Genomic DNA, 21,487 nt, shown 5'->3' with positions numbered 1-21,487 from the left:
CTGTTTCCCCCCGCCGATGCCCGGCGCCCGGCGGCGCCGGCATTCGATTCCTATTGCTTTTCAGCATCTAACTGCGATGATAGTTAGCCTGAAAGTATGAATAACAGGTAGCTAAGCGCATGAAAAACCCGTTACGCCTTATTACCCTGGCGTTTTTAGTTCTGGGATTGAACGGATGTGGGCTGAAAGGTCCGCTATATTACCCGCCGGCCGAGAAAACCACCGCCAAACCGAAACCCGCCAGGACGGTTACGCCAACGCCTGTGCAAACCGCGAATCCCGGCGGCGCCTCGACGTCGGCGCAGCCGTAACCGCGATTCAGTCGCATCGGCTTTAGAGACGCGCTATGCTGCGCGTAAGGTTACTCAGCGGAGTGAATTATGCAGTTTTCCAAAATGCACGGTCTGGGAAACGACTTTATGGTCGTGGACGCCGTGACGCAAAATGTCTACTTTTCGCCGGAGCTGATCCGTCGCCTGGCGGACCGGCATTATGGCGTCGGGTTCGACCAACTGCTGGTAGTGGAGCCTCCCTACGACCCGGAACTGGATTTTCATTACCGTATTTTTAACGCCGACGGCAGCGAAGTGGCGCAATGCGGCAACGGCGCGCGGTGTTTTGCCCGTTTTGTCAGGATGAAAAGTTTAACCAACAAACGTGAAATACACGTCAGTACCCAAACCGGCCGTATGATATTAACCATTACCGATGATGAACTGGTAAGGGTCAATATGGGCGAACCCAATTTTGACCCGCAGATGGTGCCCTTCCGCGCCACCAAGGCGGAAAAGACCTATATCATGCGGGTGGCGGAGCAAACCGTGCTGTGCGGCGTGGTATCCATGGGCAATCCCCACTGCGTGATAACGGTGGAGGATATCGATACCGCGCCGGTGGAGACGCTGGGGCCGCTGCTTGAAAACCACGAGCGTTTCCCGGAGCGGGCGAACATCGGTTTTATGCAGGTGATAGACCCGCAGCACATCCGCCTGCGGGTTTACGAGCGCGGCGCCGGGGAAACACGCGCCTGCGGCAGCGGCGCCTGCGCGGCGGTGGCCATCGGCATTCAGCAGGCGCTGCTGGCGGAGCGCGTCAGCGTCGACCTGCCGGGCGGCACGCTGGACATCAGTTGGAAAGGACCGGGCAATCCGCTGTATATGACCGGGCCGGCAACCCATATCTACGACGGATTTATACATCTATGAAGCATGTCGGGGAACAACTGGAGACCGCGGCGCGGCTGGACGACAGCACGGTGGCGCAATTTCTGCTGGAAAACCCGGATTTTTTTATCCGCAACGCTTGCCAGGTCGAGCAGATGCGCGTGCCCCATGTCAACCGGGGCAGCGTTTCCCTGCTGGAGTGGCAACTGGCCCGCCAGCGTAATCATATCCGCCAGCTGGAGGAAGAGATTACCCTGTTGATGGAGCAGGCGAGCGCCAACGAGCAGCTGTTTAACCGGCTGTTGCATCTGCAGTCCGATCTGGCGGCCGCCGACAGCCTGCTGGATATGCTTAACCGCCTGCAGCGCTGGGCGCGCGGCCTGGGCTTGTCCGGGGCGCATGTCAGGCTGTTCACCGATAAATGGTATATCGGCGCGCCGTCGGATTTTACCCACCTGGGCATTTCCCGCACCGCGTTTGAGCCCCTGCGCATCCAGCGGCTGGGGCAGGGCAACCATTATCTGGGTGGCCTGAACGGCCCCGAACTGCTGCAGCTGTTGCCCCAGGCGCGGCAGGTCGGCTCGGTGGCGATTTCCCTGATGGGGGAAAAAGGCGACCTGGGCGTGCTGACCTTTACCAGCCGCGACAGCCAGCATTATCAGTCCGGCATGGGCACGGTGCTGTTACAGCAACTGGCCATCCTGCTGCCCGGCCTGCTGGCCCGCTGGGTCGGGCGTTCATGACCCTCCAGGTCTCGCCGCTGCGCCCGGAGGTGGATGCGTTTTTGCGCTACCTGCGGGTGGAGCGGCAGCTCAGTCCGCTGACGCAGTCCAGTTACGATCGCCAGTTAACCGCCTTGATCGATATAGCCGGCGAGCTGGGCCTGACCGCCTGGCCCCAGCTCGACGTGACCCATGTCCGCGCGATGGCCACCCGCAGCAAACGCCGCGGTCTGCAGGCCGCCAGCCTGGCGCTGCGGCTCTCGGCGCTGCGCAGCTTTCTCGACTGGCTGGTCGGACGCGGCGAATTGAAGGCCAATCCGGCCAAAGGCGTGCCGGCGCCGCGCAGCGGCCGCCACCTGCCGAAAAACATGGATGTGGACGAAGTGAACCGTCTGCTGGATATCAATACCGACGATCCGCTGGCGGTACGGGATCGCGCCATGCTGGAACTGATGTATGGCGACGGCCTGCGATTGGCGGAGCTGGTCAACCTGGACCGCGGCCATATCGATTTGGCGGCGGGCGAAGTCTGGGTGGTGGGCAAGGGCAACAAAGAACGCAAGCTGCCGCTGGGCAAGACCGCCATCGTCTGGCTGGAGCACTGGCTGGCGCTGCGTGAGCGGTTCGCCCCGGTGGATAACGCGGTATTTGTCGCCAGGACCGGCAAGCGCATCTCCATGCGCAACGTGCAAAAGCGTTTTGCCGAGTGGGGCGTCAAACAGGGACTGGAGAGCCATGTCCATCCGCATAAGCTGCGCCATTCGTTCGCCACCCATATGCTGGAATCCAGCGGCAACCTGCGCGCGGTACAGGAATTGCTCGGCCACGCCAATGTATCCACCACCCAGATCTATACCCACCTTGATTTCCAGCACCTGGCATTGGTTTACGATGCGGCGCATCCACGAGCCAAACGAGGTAAAAGCTGATGCATTTTTATCGCCCCCTGCGCGAGATTCGCGCATTGACCTTCGATCTGGACGACACGCTGTATGATAACCGTCCGGTTATCGCCCGTACCGAGCGGGAATCGACGCTTTTCCTGCAACGGTACCATCCGGCGCTGAAAGATCTGGACGCCGGCCACTTCCAGCGCATCCGCGCCGAGCTGCGCCGGCGCGAGCCGGATATCTACCATGACGTCAGCCAGTGGCGCTGGCGCGCGGTCGAGCTGACCATGCGCAACCAGGGGCTGGACGCGCGCGCGGCCCGGGCCGGCGCGGACGCCTTTATGGCGAGTTTTGCCCGCTGGCGCAGCGACATCGATGTGCCAGCCGACACCCACCGGACCTTAAGCGTTTTGGGCGAACGCTGGCCGCTGGTGGCCATCACCAACGGCAACGCCTCCCCCGAGGCCTGCGGGCTGGGCGGCTATTTTGCTTTTGTGCTGCGCGCCGGTCCCGACGGACGCGCCAAACCGTACCGGGACATGTATCATATCGCGGCGCAAAGGCTGGGGCTGGCGCCGGAAAACATCCTGCACGTCGGTGATGATTTAACCGCCGATATCACCGGCGCCGTCGCTTCGGGCCTGCAGGCGTGCTGGGTAAACGATCGCGGCGGCAATTTTTTCCAGGCCGCGGATGCCCGTTTGTTGCCTCATATTGAAATTTCGCAGTTGGCTTCCCTGACAGCCTTGTTATAATCCTCACTATGTCTGTATAAATAACCAGTACCTTAACGCCGGATAAAGAAGGCCTTCTATGGACGTTTCCGATCTGCTCAACAGCCTGAACGACAAACAGCGCGAAGCCGTAGCGGCGCCGCGCGGCAATTTGCTGGTCCTGGCGGGCGCCGGCAGCGGCAAAACGCGGGTATTGGTGCATCGCATCGCCTGGCTGCTGTCGGTGGAGAACTGCTCGCCCTATTCTATCCTGTCGGTGACCTTTACCAACAAGGCGGCGGCGGAAATGCGCCATCGCATCGAACATCTGATCGGCACCGCCCAGGGCGGCATGTGGATCGGCACCTTCCACGGCCTGGCCCACCGCCTGCTGCGCGCCCATCATATGGACGCCAATCTGCCGCAGGATTTCCAGATCCTCGACAGCGAGGACCAGCTGCGGCTGCTCAGGCGCATTATCCGCGCGCTCAATATCGACGAGAAGCAATGGCCGCCGCGCCAGGCCATGTGGTATATCGGCGGCAAAAAAGACGAGGGCCTGCGCCCGCAGCATGTGGAGAGCTACGGCAACCCCGTGGAGGCCACCTGGCTGCGCATCTACCAGGCCTACCAGGAAGCCTGCGATCGCGCGGGACTGGTGGATTTTGCCGAACTGCTGCTGCGCGCCCACGAGCTGTGGCTGAACAAACCCCATATTCTCAAGCACTACCGCGAACGCTTCAGCAATATCCTGGTGGACGAATTCCAGGACACCAACCGCATCCAGTATGCCTGGATAAGGCTCCTGGCCGGCGATAGCGGCAACGTCATGATTGTCGGCGACGACGACCAGTCAATCTATGGCTGGCGCGGCGCGCAGGTGGAGAATATCCAGCGCTTCCTGGATGATTTTCCCGGCGCCCACACCGTGCGCCTGGAGCAGAACTACCGCTCCACCAGCAATATCCTCAAAGCGGCCAATGCCCTCATCGCCCATAACGGCGGCCGGCTGGGGAAAAACCTTTGGACCGAGGACGCCGAGGGCGAGCCGATTTCGGTTTACTGCGCGTTCAACGAGCTGGACGAGGCGCGCTTTGTGGTCAACCGCATCCGCACCTGGCAGGAAACGGGCAATGCGCTTAGCGACAGCGCTATCCTCTATCGCAGCAACGCCCAGTCCCGGGTGCTGGAAGAGGCGCTGTTGCAAAACGCCATGCCTTACCGCATTTACGGCGGCCAGCGCTTTTTTGAACGCCAGGAAATCAAGGACGCGCTGGCCTACCTGCGCCTGATCGCCAACCGGAATGACGACGCGGCGTTCGAGCGCGTGGTCAACACCCCGACGCGCGGCATCGGCGACCGTACGCTGGACGTCGTGCGCCAGGCGGCCCGGGATCGGCAACTGACCCTCTGGCAGGCAACCCGCGAGTTATTGCGCGATCGGGTGCTGGCCGGGCGCGCCGCGTCGGCCATGCAGCGCTTTGTCGAACTGGTGGATGCCCTGGCGGAGGAAACGGTCGACCTGCCGCTGCATGTGCAAACGGACCGGGTGATCAGGAACTCGGGCCTGTGGATCATGTATGAGCAGGAAAAGGGCGAGAAGGGCCAGGCGCGCATCGAAAACCTGGAGGAACTGGTGACCGCCACGCGGCAGTACAGCTACCAGGATGAAGACCAGGATTTGATGCCGCTGCAGGCGTTTTTATCCCACGCCGCCCTGGAGGCGGGGGAAGGACAGGCCCATGCCAACCAGGACGCGGTGCAGCTGATGACCCTGCATTCCGCCAAGGGGCTGGAATTCCGCCAGGTGTTTATCGTCGGCATGGAGGAGGGCATGTTCCCAAGCCAAATGTCCCTGGACGAGGGTGGTCGGCTGGAGGAAGAGCGCCGCCTGGCCTATGTGGGCGTCACCCGCGCCATGGAAAAGCTGACCATCACCTACGCGGAAACCCGCCGGCTGTACGGCAAGGAGGCCTTTCACCGGCCCTCGCGATTTGTCGGCGAACTGCCCGAGGAATGTATCGAGGAGGTGCGGCTGCGCGCAAGCGTCACCCGGCCGGCCAACCATCAGCGCATGGGTACCCCGGTCAGTGAAAACGACAGCGGATTTACGCTGGGGCAGCGGGTGCGCCATCCCAAGTTCGGCGAAGGCACGGTGATAAACCTCGAGGGCACCGGCGAGCACAGCCGGTTGCAGATTGCTTTCCAGGGTCAGGGCATCAAGTGGCTGGTGGCGGCTTACGCCCGCCTGGAAACGGTATAATCCCCCTGGTTTCGGCTAACGGGTCCGTTCACGCGCGGTTACTGATTAAATCAGCCGATCGTACGCGAAATATACAGTTTTGCGCCGCTTGCGTATTGACAGTCTTTTTCATCTCGGCGTAACATGCGCGCACTATTATGATTAGAGGATTACGCCTTGGACGCCCCCAGTAGATACTGGCTCGTTAATCTGTTTATCAGGTACACCCACTAAGGCTATCCCTATTGCTGATGGCCTCAGTGGTTGTCAGCGACCCGCGTTTATGTGTCGCTCTGAGTCAGATCTGTGATGGTCTGAAACTTGCCGGTGACATTCTCACCCCCGGTTTCTGCTTTCTAATGCGTTTCCCGATTGTCACCGCTAAGGAAGCTATGGCGTATGCTTAACGCGTTTAAATTGGATCACAATCGCTTGTCCCGCCTTGAGCTGGATGAAGCCGACAGGTTAGCTGATTCCGTCTGGGTGGATCTGATTGAACCCGGCAACGATGAGCGGGACCGGGTGCAGGATGAGCTGGGCCAAAGCCTGGCGACCCGGCTGGACCTGGAGGATATTGAGGCGTCGGCGCGTTTTTTCGAAGACGAAGACGGGCTGCATATCCACTCCTTCTTTTTTTACGAGGACGCCGAAGATCACGCCGGCAACGCCACCGTGGCGTTCACCATCCGCGACGGGCGCCTCTATACCCTGCGCGAGCGGGAGCTGCCCGCATTCCGCCTCTACCGCATGCGCGCCCGCAGCCAGCGGCTTACCGACGGCAACGCCTACGAGCTGCTGCTGGATCTGTTTGAAACGAAAATCGAGCAGTTGGCCGACGAAATAGAAAATATCTACAGCGACCTGGAAGCTTTGAGCCTGGTTATTATGGAAGGGCACCAGGGCGACGAGTACGACGAGGCGCTTTCCACCCTGGCGGAGCTGGAAGACGTCGGCTGGAAGGTACGGCTGTGCCTTATGGATACCCAGCGCGCCCTCAACTTCCTGGTGCGCAAGGCGCGGCTGCCGTCGGGACAGCTGGAGCAGGCGCGGGAAATCCTGCGCGATATCGAGTCCCTGCTGCCCCATAACGAATCGCTGTTCCAGAAGGTGAACTTCCTGATGCAGGCGGCGATGGGGTTTATCAATATCGAGCAAAACCGCATTATCAAAATTTTCTCGGTGGTCTCGGTGGTGTTCCTGCCGCCTACCCTGGTGGCCTCCAGCTACGGCATGAATTTCACCTTTATGCCCGAGCTGAAATGGTCGTTTGGTTATCCCGGCGCCATCGGTCTGATGATCCTGGCGGGACTGGCGCCTTATCTCTACTTTAAGCGCAAGAACTGGCTATAGCGGCGGCGGTTCAACGGATATTATTGTACGATAAATGATTGCCCCGCCGGGCGAATATGATAAAACAGGATGGCCTGGCTAAAACATCCTGCTTTAGCGCACCTGATAAACGTTGCGAACGTTGCCGATGAAACATTTGCCGCTTACCGCCCAATGGGCCGTGTTGCTGTTTTGCTCGCTGTCCCTGGGATTTACCCTGCAATATTTCCACTTCCCGGCCGCCCTGCTGATGGGACCGATGCTGGTGGGGGTGGTCATGGCGCTCTGCGGCGCCACCATTGATATTCCCCCGCGCATTTTTGTCGGCTGCCAGGCGGTTCTGGGCTGCATGATAGCCCTGACCCTCTCGCCCACGATCCTGCATGTCCTCATCTCCGACTGGCTGCTGGTGCTGATTGTGCTGGCGCTGACCCTGTTGGCCAGCGGCCTGTCGGGCTGGCTTCTGGTGCGGTTTAGCAGCCTGCCTGGCCCTACCGGGGCCTGGGGCGCGTCTCCGGGCGGGGCGTCGGCGATGGTGGCCATGGCGGGGGAGTTCGGCGCGGATGTGCGGCTGGTGGCGTTCATGCAGTATCTGCGCGTACTGTTTGTGGCGGCGGCGGCGGCCCTGGTGGCGCATATCAGCATGGGGGAACAGGGTGTCGCGGCGGCGGGCGTAATATGGTTTCCGGCGCTCGATTACCGTTTTGCCGCCACCCTGGCCATTGCCGTCGCCGGCGCCTGGCTGGGGCGGAAACTGCATATTCCCGCCGGCGCGCTGCTGATTCCTATGCTGGCCGGCGCCGCCCTGCACATCACCGGCACGCTGACGATGCAGGTGCCGGAATGGCTGCTGGCGCTGGCCTATGCGTTTATCGGCTGGACCGTCGGGCTACGCTTTACCCCCGCCATTGTGATGCTGGCGTTAAAAACGCTGCCGCAGATGGTGGCGTCCATCGTGGGATTAATTCTGTTATGCGGGTTTATGGCCTGGGTGCTGACGCTGGTGCTGCCGGTGGATCTGCTCACCGCCTATCTCGCCACCAGCCCCGGCGGGCTGGATACCGTGGCGATTATCGCCGCGGGCAGCCACGCCGATATCGGTTTTGTCATGGCGATGCAAAGCCTGCGGCTGTTCTCGATTTTATTGATCGGCCCGGCCATGGCGCGCTTTATCTCCCGCCACGCCGTGCCGCCCATGACGTGATTTTTGCTGCGTGAGCGCCGCGTCAAAGATAAACACCGCCAGCGCCAGCCAGATAAATCCAAAGGCGAACAGCTTGTCCTCCGTCATGGCTTCGCCGTAAAACACCACCGCCAGCAGGAACATCAGCGTCGGGCCGAGATACTGGAAAAAGCCCAGCGTCGAGAGGCGCAGATTGTTGGCGGCGGCGGCAAACAGCAGCAGCGGTATGGTGGTGATAATGCCCGCCGCCACCAGCAGCATATTGAGCTGCCACGGATTGGCGCTCAAATGGCTGGTGGGACTGTCGGCGAAGATAAAGAGATACCAGGCGCCCGCCGGCAGCAGCCAGAGCGTTTCGATCAGCATGCCGGTCTGCGGGTCGACGCCCAGTTTTTTGCGCAGCAGGCCGTAAAACGCAAAGCTGAAGGCCAGGCCCAGGGCAATCCAGGGCAGCGAGCCGAATTTCCACAGCTGTATCAGCACGCCGCAGATGGCCAGGCCTACCGCCAGCCACTGCAATTTGCGAAAGCGCTCGCCGAGAAATACCATCCCCAGCAATATATTGACCAGCGGATTGATAAAATAGCCCAGGCTGGCTTCCAGCATATGGTGATGATTAACCGCCCAGATATACAGCAGCCAATTGCTGCCCACCAGCAATGACGTCACGCCCAGCAGCAGCGCCTTGGGACGGCGGCATACCTCGCGCACCTGCCGCCATTTACGGCACAGGGTCAGCAACGCCAGCATAAAAAAAACCGACCAGATAATGCGGTGGGTAAGGATTTCCGTGGCGGGAACCTGTTGGATCAGTTTGAAATACGCCGGCGCCAACCCCCAGATAAGATACGCGCCCAGCGCGCATAGCACGCCCTGGCGCGTGGATGTTTCATTCATGGGTTAACCTGGTTAGCAAAAATAAGCTGGCCAGTATAAGCGAAAGTTATGACTTATTCACCTGCGGATCATCGCCGGCGCCTTCCCGCGGCGCAGGCGTTGATAGGGCGCCGCAGGCGGCAGCCATAGGATTTTAAGTGCAAGCGATCGCTTACATGCATGTACGAATAGTGTGTAATTCGCTAAAAGAAATAGTTGATAGTGTGTAAAATGATCCGCTTGCATGGGTTTTATGCATTCTTACATTGCGCACTTCGGAGAAAAATATATGCGTAAGCTGTTGGGAGCCGCTGTTTTCTTTTTAGGATCAACGACGTTTGCGAATGCACAAGAAGCGACGGTGGTTAAAATCCACGACGCGCCGGCTGTCAGGGGCAGTATTATCGCTAATATGCTGCAGGAGCATGATAATGCTTTTGTGCTGTATCCGTATGAAAGCAATTTCGTCATGTACACCTATACCAGCGATATTAACAAAGAAGCCATTAAATCCTATGACTGGGCCGATGGCGCCCGCCGCGACGAACTGGACTTCCAGCTGAGCCTGGGCTTCCCGCTGTGGCGCGGCATCGCCGGGGATAATTCCGTATTGGGCGCGTCCTATACCCAGCATTCCTTTTGGCAGACGTCCAATACCGACGAATCGTCGCCGTTTCGTGAAACGAATTATGAACCCCAGCTGTTCCTCGGCTGGGCAACGGATTATGATTTTGCCGGCTGGACCCTGCGCGATATCGAAGTCGGCGTCAATCATCAGTCCAACGGCAGATCCGACCCCACCTCGCGCAGCTGGGACCGCGCCTACACCCGCCTGATGGCGCAAAACGGCAACTGGCAGGTGGAAGTGAAGCCCTGGTTTACCTTCGGTAGCACCGATGACAACCCTGATATCACCAAGTATTTGGGTTATTATCGGCTCAAGATAGGCTATGCGTGGGGTGAAAGCGTGTTCAGCGTTGAAAGCCACTACAACTGGAACAGCGGCTACGGCAGCGGCCAACTGGGCTGGAGTTATCCCATTTCCCGCCATGTGCGCTTTTATACCCAGGTATTCAGCGGGTACGGCGAGTCGCTCATCGATTATGATCACCGGCAAACCCGCGTCGGGGTCGGTTTTATGCTTAACGACTTTATGTAAGCCGGCAGGTATCCTTACAGGCGCCGGAATGTCCGGCGCATGAACGTAATAAATTGGGGAAGATGTGTCAACGGTGGCTGTAATAGATCGGGAAGCGCTGGCGGAGCAGATACTGCATGATACCTTCGGCTACCAGCAGTTCCGCCCGGGTCAGCAAGCGCTGATCAACGCCGTGATGAGCGGCAGGGATTGCCTGGCGGTCATGCCGACCGGCGGCGGCAAATCCTTGTGCTACCAGATTCCGGCGCTGGTGATGGACGGGTTGACTATCGTGGTGTCGCCCCTGATTTCCCTGATGAAGGATCAGGTGGATCAACTGCTGGCCTACGGCGTGGCCGCGGGATGCCTGAATTCAACGCAAACCCGCGAACAGCAGCATGAAGTGATGACCGGCTGCCGCGATGGCCGCATCAAGCTGCTCTATATCGCGCCGGAACGCCTGATGATGGACAATATGCTGGAGCAGCTACTCACGTGGCATCCGGCGATGATTGCGGTGGACGAAGCGCACTGCATCTCGCAGTGGGGGCATGATTTCCGCCCGGAATACCGCACCCTGGGGCAAATCAAGCGGCATTTCCCCGGCCTGCCGTTTATCGCGCTCACCGCCACGGCGGACGAAACCACCCGTCTTGATATTGTGCGCCTGCTGGACCTGCGCGACCCGCTAATCCAAATCAGCAGTTTCGATCGCCCCAATATCCGCTATACCCTGGTGGAAAAATATAAACCCTTCGAGCAGCTTTGGCACTATGTGCAGGGCCAGCGCGGCAAGTGCGGCATTATCTATTGCAACAGCCGCGCCAAGGTGGAGGACGTCAGCGCGCGCCTGCAAAGCCGCGGGGTGAGCGCCGACGCTTATCATGCCGGCCTGAGCAATGACCGGCGCGGGCAGGTGCAGGAAGCGTTCCAGCGCGACGATCTGCAGGTGGTGGTGGCGACCGTCGCCTTCGGCATGGGCATCAACAAGCCCAACGTGCGGTTTGTGCTGCATTTTGATATCCCGCGCAATATCGAGTCCTATTACCAGGAAACCGGCCGCGCCGGCCGCGACGGCTTGCCCGCCGAGGCCATTTTGTTTTACGATCCGGCGGATATGGCCTGGCTGCGCCGGTGCCTGGAAGAAAAGGCCCCCGGCGAGCAGCAGGATATCGAGCGCCATAAGCTTAACGCCATGGGCGCGTTCGCCGAGGCGCAGACCTGTCGCCGCCTGGTGTTGCTGAATTATTTTGGCGAGGGGCGCCAACAGCCCTGCGGCAACTGCGATATTTGCCTCGATCCTCCCAAGCGCTACGATGGGCTGGAGGAAGCGCGCAAGGCGCTGTCCTGTATTTATCGGGTGGGCCAGCGTTTCGGCATGGGGTATATCGTCGAAGTATTGCGCGGCGCCAATAGCCAGCGCATCCGCGACTACGCCCATGATAAACTGCCGGTGTACGGCATCGGCCGCGACCGCACCAACGAGCACTGGGTCAGCGTGCTGCGCCAGCTTATCCATCTTGGGCTGGTCAGCCAGAACATTACCCAGCATTCGGCGCTGCAGCTGACCGAGTCGGCGCGTCCGGTGTTACGCGGCGAAGTGCCGCTGATGCTGGCCGAGCCGCGGCTGCCCAACCTTAAGGCGCGCAGCACCGCGCCGAAAACCTACGGCGGCAATTATGACCGCCAGCTGTTCGCCAAGCTGCGCAAGCTGCGCAAATCCCTGGCGGATGAGGCCAACGTGCCGCCGTACGTGGTATTTAACGACGCGACGCTGCTGGAAATGGCCGAACAGCTGCCGGTGACGCCCGGGGACATGCTGCGGGTGAACGGCGTCGGCAATCGTAAACTCGATCGCTTCGGTATGCCGTTCCTTACCATGATCCGCGAACATCTGGTTGATGACGACCCCCTATAGGGGCCGGCCGTGCACAGCCGTATGCCGTTATCCGCGTCCGGCGCGGCGGCCGGGGTGAAGCGGGACCAGCGTTAACCAAGGGTTTTATGCAAGCAGTGAACCGGTTGCCGGGTCGGCAACCGTTACCAGGAGCGTCCACTGATGTTAATTTTATTTGTTACCGTGGCCATGGTGCATTTGATTGCCCTGATGAGCCCGGGTCCGGATTTTTTCTTTATCTCCCAGACTGCGGCCAGCCGTTCGCGCCGCGACGCCATGATGGGCGTGCTGGGCATTAGCCTGGGCGTGGCGGTATGGGCCGCCGTGGCGCTGATGGGCCTGCACCTGTTGCTGATGAAGATGAAGTGGCTGCACAGCATGATCACCGTCGGCGGCGGGCTTTACCTGTGCTGGATGGGGTGGCAGCTGCTGCGCGCGGCCCGGCGTCCGGCCGCGCCGCAGATGGACGGCCATCCGGCCGCCGCGTTACCGCGTTCAGGCCGCACCTTTGTGCGCGGCCTGCTGACCAATCTGGCTAATCCCAAGGCGGTGATCTATTTCGGCAGCGTGTTCTCCCTGTTTGTCGGCGATAATGTGCCGGCCGGGGCGCGCTGGGGCTTATTTATCCTGATCATCGCCGAAACCCTGATGTGGTTCAGCATCGTGGCGGTGGTGTTTGCCTTACCGGCCATGCGCCGCGGCTACCAGCGCCTGGCGCGCTGGATTGACGGCGTGGCGGGCGTATTTTTTGCCGGCTTCGGCATCAGCCTGATTATTTCGCGCTAGCCAGCAGCGCGCCGACCATGATAAACAGCGACCCAAAGGTGCGGTTAAGACGCCGCAGCTGGCGCGGCCCCTTAAGCCAATGCGCCAGGCGGGTCGCCAGGGTCGCGTAGCCAATCATCACGATAGTATCCACCGCCAGGGTGGTGACGCCGAGCACCAGGTACTGGGATGCCTGCGGTTGGTGCGGCAGCACGAACTGCGGGAACAGCGCGGCCAGGAAGACGATGCTTTTCGGGTTGGTCAGGTTAACGAAAACCGCCCGTTGAAATAACCGGCGTCTGGACAGCAGGGCGGCCCCCGACACGTCCAGGCTGAAACTGCCGGCGGCGCGCCATTGCTGGATGCCGAGCCAGACCAGGTAAGCCACCCCCAGCCATTTCAGGATTTCAAACGCCAACAGCGAATGGGCGAACAATGCCCCCAATCCGATGCCCACCAGCACGATATGCGTGGCCAGCCCGACCTGCAGGCCGGCGATGGACGCCGCCGCGCCGCGATAACCGTGGCTGATGCCGGTGCTCATGGTGTTAATCGCCCCTGAGCCGGGCGACAGACTCAACAGGGTGGTCGTGAGCAGATAGGTCAGCCACCAGTCCCAGGTCATTAATTGCGCTCCCTGAAATGTTATTTTTATGTCACACTATGTCGATAGGGTAGAGTAGCCTTTTCCCCGCCAGGACGGCAATGATTTTCCAGCGCGCAGGACAGTCTCAACTGCCCCGTGTTTTGCCAGTGCCAGGAGTAGCGCAGGTGGTGTCGGTACATAAAAAAAAATGGTTAAACCGCGAACAACAGTTTGCCGCCTTTTCCACCGGTCCGTTACTGGATTTCTGGCATCAACGGGAAGAGGGCGAGTTTGTCGGGGCGCAGGGCATGCCGATTCGCTTTGTCCGTCTGCGCTCGCCCCGGCACGATAAAGTCATCGTCATCAGCACCGGGCGTATTGAAAGCTACGTAAAATACCCTGAGGTGGCCTACGATCTTTTTCACTGCGGCTACGACGTGATGATTATCGATCACCGCGGCCAGGGGCGTTCCGGCCGCCTGCTCGAAGATACCCACCGCGGGCATGTGCTGCAGTTTGGCGATTACGTCAGCGATTTTACCCAGTTCTGGCAGCAGTATGTGGCTCCCGGGCGCTATAAACGCCGTTTTGCCCTGGCGCATTCCATGGGCGGGGCGATTCTGGCCCTGTTTCTGGCGGCAATGCCGGACGCCTGCGACGCCGCGGTGCTCTGCGCGCCCATGTTCGGCATCCGCCTGCCGATGCCGCACTGGCTGGCCTGGCAAATCCTGGAGTGGACCGAGCAACGCCCGGCCATGCGCGACTATTATGCCATCGGCACCGGTCAGTGGCGGCCTATGCCGTTTATGCTCAATATGCTGACGCACAGCGGCCAGCGCTACCGGCGCAGTTTGCGTTTTTACGCTGACGATCCTGAATTGCGGGTCGGCGGACCGACCTATCATTGGGTCAGGGAAGGGGTGTTGGCGGGTCATGACGTGCTGGCCAAGGCCGCCGCCATCACCACTCCGGTATTGCTGCTGCAGGCCGGGGAAGACCGGATTGTCGATAACCGCAGCCACGATATTTTTTGCCAGGCCATGGCGGCGGCGGGACATCCGTGCGCGGAAAATAAACCGGTCAGGATCGAAGGCGCCAGACATGAAATCCTGTTTGAAAAAGACAGCCTGCGCGCCGAGGCGCTGGAGAAAATTGTCGCGTTTTTTAGCTGCGATCACTTTATTCCCGGCGGTGATCAACCGCCGATAACACCAGAGGTTTAATAAAGGCTTATGTATTACGTTGTTGCTTCCGATCTTGACGGTACCCTGCTTGCGCCGGACCATACTCTCAAACCTTACACCAAGGAAACCTTGCAGCTGCTGACCGCCCGGGGCATCAACTTTGTCTTTGCCACCGGCCGTCATCATATTGATGTTTCCCAAATTCGCGACGGCCTCGGTATTTCAGCCTATATGATCACCTCCAACGGCGCGCGGGTACATAGTCCTGACGGCGAGATGATTTTTGCCCATGACGTGGACGAAGATATCGCCGCCGATCTGTTCGGCCTGGTGCACGACGATCCGGAAATCCTCACCAACGTCTATCGCCGCGATGACTGGTATATGAATCGTAACCGGTTAGATCAACAGGACTTTTTCCGCGAGTCCGAATTTAACTACCAACTGTTCGAACCGGGGATGCTGCCTACCGACGGTATCTGCAAGGTGTATTACACCAGCGACAACCATGAACGGCTGGTGGCGCTGGAAAATGCGTTGAATGCGCGCTGGGGAGATCGGGTCAACGTCAGTTTTTCGTTGCCGGTATGCCTGGAAGTGATGGCCGGCGGCGTCTCCAAGGGGCATGCGTTGGATCAGGTGGCGAAAACGCTGGGGTTTGCCTTATCCGACTGTATTTCGTTTGGCGACGGCATGAATGATAAAGAAATGCTTGCCATGGCCGGCAAGGGCTGCATCATGAAAAATTCGCAGCAGCGCCTGAAAGATCTTCTGCCGGAGCTGGAGATCATCGGCACCAATGCCGATGAGTCGGTGCCGCGCTTTCTGCGCAACATGTTTTTGTGAAAATTGCTTCCAGTCGTTTTTAAGCCGGCTCTGACGCCGGCTTTTTTATCTGTATTCCCGCCGTCCCCCCCATGCGCAAAACCGCTGAATGCGGCCAGACTCTATGTTCAGTTTTTTTGAACAGAGCGATGAGATTTTTACCCTTTTATATTCCCGGCGTAAGTCTAGACTAGAAAAAAACGTTGAGGAGAGTTGAACATGATTTACTTAAGAGCAGCAAACGATCGCGGTCATGCTAACCATGGGTGGCTCGACAGCTGGCATACCTTTTCTTTTGCCGACTATTATGACGCCAAATTCATGGGTTTTTCCGCGCTGCGGGTGATTAACGAAGACCGCATCGCGCAAGGCCAGGGTTTCGGTACCCATCCCCATAAGGATATGGAAATTCTGACCTATGTGCTGGACGGTACGGTGGAACATCAGGACAGCATGGGTAATAAAGAACAAATCCATGCCGGGGAATTCCAGATCATGAGCGCCGGCACCGGGATACGCCATTCCGAATATAACGGACGTGACGATAAGGCGCTGCATTTATACCAAATCTGGATTATCCCGCAGCAAACCGGCCTGACGCCGCGTTATGAGCAGCGCCGTTTTGATGCCCCGCAGGGCCGTCAGCTGGTGCTCTCGCCGGATGCGCGCGAGGGTTCGCTGAAGGTGTTCCAGGATATGACCCTGTCGCGCTGGGCGTTGCCCGCCGGCCAGCAGGAAACGCTGGACGTGGCGCCGGGACGGCGTGTCTGGATCCAGGTGGTGCGCGGTGAACTGGATATCAACGGCCAGCGGGCCGGCGCCAGCGATGCGCTCGCCGTTTGGGACGAAACCGTACTGACCCTCAAGGCGGGGCCGGACAGCGAAATCCTGGTATTCGACCTGCCGCCGGTGTGATAGCGCATGAGTGACAGCAAGCGGGCCACGGCCCGCTTGAATTGAATGACCAAACCTTGCCAGCGGGTATGCCGGACAAGCTCGTAACGACGCCGTAAATACGTCCATGTAGGCTCGGGCGCGCCATCCCTGGCGCGCTACGCGTTACTCTCCATGCCCAACATACCCGCTTCACGCTTATGGGCGAGTTTGTCAGCAGTCTGAAGCGGGCCACGGCCCGCTTTTTTATGCCTGGGGACTGCGCCGCCGGATAAACATACTCGCCGCGTCTTTTTTTTGCTAAACTCCGTCCATTCCAGGTAGGAGCTGTCATGTCGCCAATCAAGAAAAAAAGACCGGGACTTCAGGACGTTGCCGATAAAGTCGGCGTCACTAAAATGACGGTCAGCCGCTATTTGCGCAATCCGGCGCTGGTATCGGAGGCATTGCAGCTGAAAATAGCCCATTCCCTGGATGAATTGGGTTACATTCCCAACCGGGCGCCGGATATCCTTTCCAATGCCACCAGCCGGGCTATCGGCGTGCTGCTGCCTTCCCTGACCAACCAGGTATTCGCCGAAGTGCTGCGCGGCATCGAAACGGTCACCGACGCCCACGGCTACCAGACCATGCTGGCCCACTACGGCTACCAGCCCGAAACTGAAGAATTACGCCTGACCTCGCTGCTGAGCTATAACATCGACGGCCTGATCCTAGCCGAGCGCACCCACACGCCGCGCACCCTGAAGATGATCGAAGTGGCCGGCATCCCGGTGGTGGAAATCATGGACAGCGTTTCCCCTTGCCTGGATATCGCGGTGGGCTTCGATAACTTCGAGGCGGCGCGGCAAATGACCCTGCATATCATTGCGCGCGGGCACCGGCATGTGGTGTATTTCGGCGCACGCCTCGATGAGCGCACCATCATTAAGCAGCGGGGTTATGAGCAGGCGATGGCGGAGCAGGGACTACGGGCCCACAGCGTCATGATTACCGAATCGTCCTCTTACTCCACCGGCGCCGAGCTGTTACGCCAGGCCCAGCGTGAATATCCCGTCATGGACAGTATCGTTTGCACCAACGATGACCTGGCCATCGGCGCGGTATTTGAATGCCAGCGCCAGGGGCTGCGTATCCCCGAGGATATGGCTATCGCCGGCTTCCACGGTCACGATGTCGGCCAGGCGATGCAGCCGCGGCTCGCCAGCGTGCTCACGCCCCGTGAGGAAATGGGCCGCCTGAGCGCCGAAAAGCTCCTGGCCCGCCTGCGCGGCGAAACGGTTGATCCGCTAAAAACGGACGTCGGTTTTACCTTATTGCCAGGTGACAGCATCTGAATTTCCGCCTTAACCTCTCCCCACGCGCCGTGAAGTTCATCGTTACGTCATTTTATCTCATCATAATTATGATCTACCTCCCAAAACGTTAATTTAGTCCCGCAGGTGGATTCCTTATCGTGATGTTACCCGTATCATGATACCGGTAACATCACGATACACACTATGCTCTTACGGTTGGCCGGGGAATATCCCCGACTTGCACATCACTAACCCAAATGCATAACTACTCGAAGGCAAGGTATTCCAAATCCTTGCCGGGAAAAAAGCCATTGAGGACTTTTTATGCCGCTCTTTATCGTTGCTATCGGCGTGGCGTTGCTGCTGTTGCTGATGATTCGTTTTAAACTGAATGGTTTTATCGCTTTAATTCTGGTGGCGTTGATTGTCGGCGTGCTTGAGGGAATGCCGGTCAGCAAGGTATTGGTATCCATCAAGAACGGTGTCGGCGGCACCTTGGGCAGCCTGGCGCTGATTATCGGTTTTGGCGCCATGCTGGGTAAGCTGCTGGCGGATTGTGGCGGCGCGCAGCGTATCGCCACTACCCTTATCGATAAATTCGGCAAGCAGAATATCCAGTGGGCCGTGGTGGTCACCGGTTTTACCGTGGGTTTTGCCCTGTTTTATGAGATAGGCTTTGTCCTGATGCTGCCGCTGGTGTTCAGCCTGGCCGCGACGGCGCGCATTCCGCTGCTGTATGTCGGCGTACCGATGGCGGCCGCGCTATCGGTAACCCATGGTTTCCTGCCGCCGCATCCGGGGCCGACCGCCATCGCCACCATTTTCCATGCGGATATGGGCAAGACCCTGCTGTACGGCGCCATTCTGGCGGTGCCCACGGTGATCCTGGCCGGGCCGGTCTACAGCCGGTTCCTGAAAGGGATCGATAAGCCGGTGCCTGAAGGTCTGTACAATCCGAAAATCTTTACCGAACAGGAAATGCCGAGCTTCGCGGTCAGCGTCTGGACCGCGCTGGTCCCCGTGGTGCTGATGGCGCTGCGCGCCGTGGCTGAGATGGTGCTGCCCGCCGGGCATCCCATCCTGCCTTACGCCGAATTCTTTGGCGATCCGATCATGGCAACCCTGATTTCGGTGCTTATCGCCATCTTCACCTTCGGCATCAACCGTGGCCGCAGCGTGCAGCAGGTTATGGACACCATCAGCGATTCCATCAAGATTATCGCCATGATCCTGCTGATTATCGGCGGCGGCGGCGCATTCAAGCAGGTTCTGGTGGATAGCGGCGTCGGTACTTATATTGCCTCGCTGATGGAAGGCAGCACCATTTCGCCGTTACTGCTGGCCTGGAGCATCGCCGCCGTACTGCGTGTCGCCCTCGGCTCCGCCACGGTCGCCGCCATCACCGCCGGCGGCATCGCCGCGCCGCTGATCGCCACCACCGGCGCCAGCCCCGAACTGATGGTCATCGCCGTCGGGTCCGGCAGCGTCATTTTCTCCCACGTCAACGATCCGGGCTTCTGGCTGTTCAAGGAATATTTCAACCTGACCATTCTGGAAACCATCAAATCCTGGTCGGCGCTGGAAACCATTATTTCGGTCTGCGGCCTGATAGGTTGCCTGCTGATGAATATGGCCATTTCTTAACCCATACCGCCCGCGGCATGCCGCTGCGGGGGATATCAGCAATCGCAGGGGCGCATCACGCGCCCCTGTTTTTATGCTGACGGCCACGTCGTCAACTGCGCAAATAGACCCGCACGCCGTCCAGGAACATTTGCGTGGACAGCATCACCAGCAGCAGCCCCATCAATCTTTCCAATGCGTTGACGCCTTTGTCGCCCAGCAGCCGTATAAACAGCGACGATTGCATCAGGATAAACACCGACATGCCCCAGGCTATCAGCAATGCCACCACCAGATGATTAATCTGGTGCGGATACTGGTGGGATAACAGCATCAGGGTGGCCAGAATCGAGGGCCCGGCCACCAGCGGAATGGCCAGCGGCACCAGGAACGGCTCTTCGCCGGCCGGCAATCCGCTGCTGTTGCCCTCTTGCGACGGGAAAATCATTTTAATGGCAATCAGGAACATAATGATGCCGCCGGAGATAGACACGGTTTCCGAACGCAGGTTAAGAAAAGAGAGGATCTTTTCACCGGCAAACAAAAACAGCAGCATCAGCAATAATGCGATTAACAGCTCGCGGATCACGATCGCGCGGCGCCGTTTCGGTTCAAGGTGTTTTAATACCGACATAAAAATCGGTAAATTGCCCAGCGGATCCATTATTAAAAACAGCAATACGGTTGCCGAAATCATTTCAGTCATTTTTGCCTCTTTTTTTTCCGTTTTTTCCCCTGACTCCTCCAGCCGGGATGATTATTAGCGTCACTGCTGAAAAACTTTTCCTTATCGATTAATTTCGCTTGCAGCTGTTCGGCCACATTTTGTAAGGTGGTCATTGTATAGCCGGCGTGTTTTTGCCGCGGCTGACGCCAGAATATCCTTTGTCACCCTCCAAGGCAGGACAGTTAACATGAAAAACGTTGGTTTTATTGGCTGGCGCGGTATGGTCGGTTCGGTGCTCATGCAACGCATGAACGAAGAACGCGATTTTGACGCCATCCATCCGGTATTCTTCTCAACTTCCCAGCCAGGCCAGGCCGCGCCGGTATTCGGCGGGCAGCAAGGGACGTTGCAGGATGCCTATTCCCTGGACGCCCTGAGCGCCCTGGATATTATCGTCACCTGTCAGGGCGGCGATTATACCAACGAAATCTACCCTAAGCTTAAGGAAATCGGCTGGCAGGGATATTGGATCGACGCGGCGTCCTCGCTGCGTATGCAGGATGACGCCATTATCATTCTTGACCCGGTAAACCAGGCGGTGATCCAGCAGGGCCTGAACGACGGCGTCAAGGCCTTTGTCGGCGGCAACTGCACCGTCAGTCTGATGTTGATGTCGCTTGGCGGCCTGTTCGCCCAGGATTTGGTGGACTGGGTGTCCGTCGCCACCTACCAGGCCGCTTCCGGCGGCGGGGCGCGCCATATGCGCGAGCTGCTGGCGCAAATGGGCCAGTTGTATAATGAAGTGGCGAAAGAGTTGCAGGATCCGGCCTCGGCCATTCTGGATATCGAGCGTAAAGTGACGACGCTAACCCGCAGCGGCACCCTGCCTGTCGATAACTTCGGCGTGCCGCTGGCCGGCAGCCTGATCCCCTGGATCGACAAACAGCTGGACAACGGCCAGAGCCGTGAAGAGTGGAAGGGCCAGGCTGAAACCAATAAGATCCTCAATACCCGCCGGGTCATTCCGGTGGATGGCCTGTGCGTGCGCGTCGGCGCGCTGCGCTGCCACAGCCAAGCGTTTACTATTAAGCTTAAACGCGATGTCGGCCTGCCGGAAATCGAGCAAATCCTTGCCACCCATAATGACTGGGTGCATGTGGTGCCCAACGATCGCGAGCTGTCGATGCGGGAATTAACGCCGGCCGCCGTCACCGGCACCCTGAAAACGCCGGTCGGGCGGTTGCGTAAACTGAACATGGGGCCGGAATATCTGTCGGCGTTTACCGTGGGCGATCAATTGTTATGGGGTGCGGCGGAACCATTGCGGCGCATGCTGCGCTTACTGGCCTGACCTGATACCACCCTGCCGACAAAGCCCGTCCGTTTCGCGACGGATGGGCCGCGATTGCCTCCCCTATTTCCTTGCGCCGCTTGAGCAAAGTTAAAAATAAGTGAGCGACAAAATTTCACTTTTTTAACTTTTGTGTAAAGA

The 21,487-nt window shown here is 59.0% G+C and carries 21 protein-coding genes; 17 read left to right on the top strand and 4 right to left on the bottom strand.

Features of this window, described 5'->3' with window-relative positions; translation table 11 throughout:
* Nucleotides 1-119 precede the first annotated feature (119 nt).
* The 8 genes from lptM to ACL2XQ_RS24280 all read left to right on the top strand — a co-directional run bounded on the left by lptM (nt 120) and on the right by ACL2XQ_RS24280 (nt 8,263).
* A complete protein-coding gene (gene lptM / locus ACL2XQ_RS24315; RefSeq protein WP_410013179.1) occupies nt 120-311 on the top strand; it encodes an LPS translocon maturation chaperone LptM in 192 nt (63 codons plus the stop codon).
* Nucleotides 312-380: 69 nt separating this feature from the next.
* Entirely contained in the window at nt 381-1,205 is an 825-nt protein-coding gene (dapF, locus tag ACL2XQ_RS24310; protein ID WP_410013180.1) for a diaminopimelate epimerase, read from the top strand.
* On the top strand, nt 1,202-1,906 hold the full coding sequence (locus ACL2XQ_RS24305; protein WP_410013181.1) for a DUF484 domain-containing protein: 705 nt from the start codon (nt 1,202-1,204) through the stop codon (nt 1,904-1,906). Before dapF ends, ACL2XQ_RS24305 begins: the two co-directional genes overlap by 4 nt.
* The gene (gene xerC / locus ACL2XQ_RS24300) at nt 1,903-2,814 is read left to right on the top strand and encodes a tyrosine recombinase XerC (RefSeq protein WP_410013182.1); all 912 of its coding nucleotides are present in this window, start codon (nt 1,903-1,905) and stop codon (nt 2,812-2,814) included. The genes ACL2XQ_RS24305 and xerC overlap by 4 nt, the downstream gene beginning before the upstream one ends.
* The gene (yigB, locus tag ACL2XQ_RS24295; protein WP_413721594.1) at nt 2,814-3,530 is read left to right on the top strand and encodes a 5-amino-6-(5-phospho-D-ribitylamino)uracil phosphatase YigB; all 717 of its coding nucleotides are present in this window, start codon (nt 2,814-2,816) and stop codon (nt 3,528-3,530) included. The genes xerC and yigB overlap by 1 nt, the downstream gene beginning before the upstream one ends.
* A gap of 58 nt (nt 3,531-3,588) precedes the next feature.
* A complete protein-coding gene (gene uvrD, locus ACL2XQ_RS24290; protein ID WP_410013184.1) occupies nt 3,589-5,751 on the top strand; it encodes a DNA helicase II in 2,163 nt (720 codons plus the stop codon).
* Between the two features lie 378 nt (nt 5,752-6,129).
* The gene (gene corA, locus ACL2XQ_RS24285; RefSeq protein ID WP_410013185.1) at nt 6,130-7,080 is read left to right on the top strand and encodes a magnesium/cobalt transporter CorA; all 951 of its coding nucleotides are present in this window, start codon (nt 6,130-6,132) and stop codon (nt 7,078-7,080) included.
* Between the two features lie 127 nt (nt 7,081-7,207).
* The gene (locus ACL2XQ_RS24280; protein ID WP_413739774.1) at nt 7,208-8,263 is read left to right on the top strand and encodes an AbrB family transcriptional regulator; all 1,056 of its coding nucleotides are present in this window, start codon (nt 7,208-7,210) and stop codon (nt 8,261-8,263) included.
* On the opposite strand, the gene rarD is transcribed toward ACL2XQ_RS24280, so the two are convergent.
* Entirely contained in the window at nt 8,201-9,139 is a 939-nt protein-coding gene (gene rarD, locus ACL2XQ_RS24275; protein ID WP_413731719.1) for an EamA family transporter RarD, read from the bottom strand. The two genes, ACL2XQ_RS24280 and rarD, sit on opposite strands and share 63 nt — an antisense overlap.
* A gap of 268 nt (nt 9,140-9,407) precedes the next feature.
* On the opposite strand from rarD, the gene pldA reads away from it, so the two are divergent.
* The 3 genes from pldA (at nt 9,408) to rhtC (ending at nt 12,939) form a co-directional block, all read left to right on the top strand.
* Complete coding sequence (gene pldA / locus ACL2XQ_RS24270; protein ID WP_410013188.1) at nt 9,408-10,277, top strand: phospholipase A; 870 nt, start codon at nt 9,408-9,410, stop codon at nt 10,275-10,277.
* A gap of 64 nt (nt 10,278-10,341) precedes the next feature.
* Nucleotides 10,342-12,174, top strand: coding sequence for an ATP-dependent DNA helicase RecQ (gene recQ / locus ACL2XQ_RS24265; protein ID WP_410013189.1), 1,833 nt, complete (start codon nt 10,342-10,344; stop codon nt 12,172-12,174).
* A 141-nt stretch (nt 12,175-12,315) separates the two neighbouring features.
* Complete coding sequence (rhtC, locus tag ACL2XQ_RS24260) at nt 12,316-12,939, top strand: threonine export protein RhtC (RefSeq protein WP_413739773.1); 624 nt, start codon at nt 12,316-12,318, stop codon at nt 12,937-12,939.
* Here rhtC and rhtB read toward each other — a convergent pair.
* Nucleotides 12,926-13,543: a homoserine/homoserine lactone efflux protein gene (gene rhtB / locus ACL2XQ_RS24255; protein WP_410013191.1), complete on the bottom strand. Its 618-nt coding sequence runs from the start codon at nt 13,541-13,543 to the stop codon at nt 12,926-12,928. The genes rhtC and rhtB overlap by 14 nt on opposite strands.
* Nucleotides 13,544-13,692: 149 nt before the next feature.
* Here rhtB and pldB point away from each other — a divergent pair, with 149 nt between their 5' ends.
* The 5 genes from pldB to gntT all read left to right on the top strand — a co-directional run bounded on the left by pldB (nt 13,693) and on the right by gntT (nt 19,349).
* Nucleotides 13,693-14,727, top strand: a complete 1,035-nt coding sequence (pldB, locus tag ACL2XQ_RS24250) for a lysophospholipase L2 (RefSeq protein ID WP_413733257.1) — start codon at nt 13,693-13,695, stop codon at nt 14,725-14,727.
* A 9-nt stretch (nt 14,728-14,736) separates the two neighbouring features.
* On the top strand, nt 14,737-15,534 hold the full coding sequence (gene yigL, locus ACL2XQ_RS24245) for a sugar/pyridoxal phosphate phosphatase YigL (RefSeq protein WP_413721589.1): 798 nt from the start codon (nt 14,737-14,739) through the stop codon (nt 15,532-15,534).
* Between the two features lie 198 nt (nt 15,535-15,732).
* Nucleotides 15,733-16,428, top strand: a complete 696-nt coding sequence (locus ACL2XQ_RS24240) for a pirin family protein (RefSeq protein WP_410013194.1) — start codon at nt 15,733-15,735, stop codon at nt 16,426-16,428.
* Between the two features lie 320 nt (nt 16,429-16,748).
* Nucleotides 16,749-17,744, top strand: coding sequence for a gluconate operon transcriptional repressor GntR (gntR, locus tag ACL2XQ_RS24235; protein WP_410016706.1), 996 nt, complete (start codon nt 16,749-16,751; stop codon nt 17,742-17,744).
* A 285-nt stretch (nt 17,745-18,029) separates the two neighbouring features.
* Entirely contained in the window at nt 18,030-19,349 is a 1,320-nt protein-coding gene (gene gntT, locus ACL2XQ_RS24230) for a gluconate transporter (protein WP_410013195.1), read from the top strand.
* 91 nt (nt 19,350-19,440) lie between these two features.
* Here the strand turns inward: gntT and ACL2XQ_RS24225 are convergent, their stop codons facing one another.
* Together ACL2XQ_RS24225 and ACL2XQ_RS24220 are read right to left on the bottom strand one after the other, a co-directional pair.
* On the bottom strand, nt 19,441-20,034 hold the full coding sequence (locus ACL2XQ_RS24225) for a YhgN family NAAT transporter (RefSeq protein WP_410013196.1): 594 nt from the start codon (nt 20,032-20,034) through the stop codon (nt 19,441-19,443).
* Nucleotides 20,031-20,168, bottom strand: coding sequence for a hypothetical protein (locus ACL2XQ_RS24220; RefSeq protein WP_410013197.1), 138 nt, complete (start codon nt 20,166-20,168; stop codon nt 20,031-20,033). Before ACL2XQ_RS24220 ends, ACL2XQ_RS24225 begins: the two co-directional genes overlap by 4 nt.
* Nucleotides 20,169-20,242: 74 nt before the next feature.
* Here ACL2XQ_RS24220 and asd point away from each other — a divergent pair, with 74 nt between their 5' ends.
* Complete coding sequence (gene asd / locus ACL2XQ_RS24215) at nt 20,243-21,346, top strand: aspartate-semialdehyde dehydrogenase (RefSeq protein WP_413739772.1); 1,104 nt, start codon at nt 20,243-20,245, stop codon at nt 21,344-21,346.
* Nucleotides 21,347-21,487: the final 141 nt, after the last annotated feature.

The organism is Sodalis sp. RH14, assembly GCF_047324285.1.
Lineage (GTDB): Bacteria > Pseudomonadota > Gammaproteobacteria > Enterobacterales > Enterobacteriaceae > Acerihabitans.
This window is presented reverse-complemented; position numbering and strand designations above follow the sequence as displayed.

Excerpts from the sequence above, each read along its gene's own strand:
- gntT (WP_410013195.1), top strand. The coding sequence starts at position 18,030 with ATGCCGCTCTTTATCGTTGCTATCGGCGTGGCGTTGCTGCTGTTGCTG.
- asd (WP_413739772.1), top strand. The coding sequence starts at position 20,243 with ATGAAAAACGTTGGTTTTATTGGCTGGCGCGGTATGGTCGGTTCGGTG.
- rhtB (WP_410013191.1), bottom strand. The coding sequence starts at position 13,543 with ATGACCTGGGACTGGTGGCTGACCTATCTGCTCACGACCACCCTGTTG.
- pldA (WP_410013188.1), top strand. The coding sequence starts at position 9,408 with ATGCGTAAGCTGTTGGGAGCCGCTGTTTTCTTTTTAGGATCAACGACG.
- lptM (WP_410013179.1), top strand. The coding sequence starts at position 120 with ATGAAAAACCCGTTACGCCTTATTACCCTGGCGTTTTTAGTTCTGGGA.
- ACL2XQ_RS24280 (WP_413739774.1), top strand. The coding sequence starts at position 7,208 with ATGAAACATTTGCCGCTTACCGCCCAATGGGCCGTGTTGCTGTTTTGC.
- ACL2XQ_RS24305 (WP_410013181.1), top strand. The coding sequence starts at position 1,202 with ATGAAGCATGTCGGGGAACAACTGGAGACCGCGGCGCGGCTGGACGAC.
- yigB (WP_413721594.1), top strand. The coding sequence starts at position 2,814 with ATGCATTTTTATCGCCCCCTGCGCGAGATTCGCGCATTGACCTTCGAT.
- uvrD (WP_410013184.1), top strand. The coding sequence starts at position 3,589 with ATGGACGTTTCCGATCTGCTCAACAGCCTGAACGACAAACAGCGCGAA.
- xerC (WP_410013182.1), top strand. The coding sequence starts at position 1,903 with ATGACCCTCCAGGTCTCGCCGCTGCGCCCGGAGGTGGATGCGTTTTTG.
- dapF (WP_410013180.1), top strand. The coding sequence starts at position 381 with ATGCAGTTTTCCAAAATGCACGGTCTGGGAAACGACTTTATGGTCGTG.
- rhtC (WP_413739773.1), top strand. The coding sequence starts at position 12,316 with ATGTTAATTTTATTTGTTACCGTGGCCATGGTGCATTTGATTGCCCTG.
- ACL2XQ_RS24240 (WP_410013194.1), top strand. The coding sequence starts at position 15,733 with ATGATTTACTTAAGAGCAGCAAACGATCGCGGTCATGCTAACCATGGG.
- corA (WP_410013185.1), top strand. The coding sequence starts at position 6,130 with ATGCTTAACGCGTTTAAATTGGATCACAATCGCTTGTCCCGCCTTGAG.
- ACL2XQ_RS24225 (WP_410013196.1), bottom strand. The coding sequence starts at position 20,034 with ATGACTGAAATGATTTCGGCAACCGTATTGCTGTTTTTAATAATGGAT.
- ACL2XQ_RS24220 (WP_410013197.1), bottom strand. The coding sequence starts at position 20,168 with ATGACCACCTTACAAAATGTGGCCGAACAGCTGCAAGCGAAATTAATC.
- rarD (WP_413731719.1), bottom strand. The coding sequence starts at position 9,139 with ATGAATGAAACATCCACGCGCCAGGGCGTGCTATGCGCGCTGGGCGCG.
- yigL (WP_413721589.1), top strand. The coding sequence starts at position 14,737 with ATGTATTACGTTGTTGCTTCCGATCTTGACGGTACCCTGCTTGCGCCG.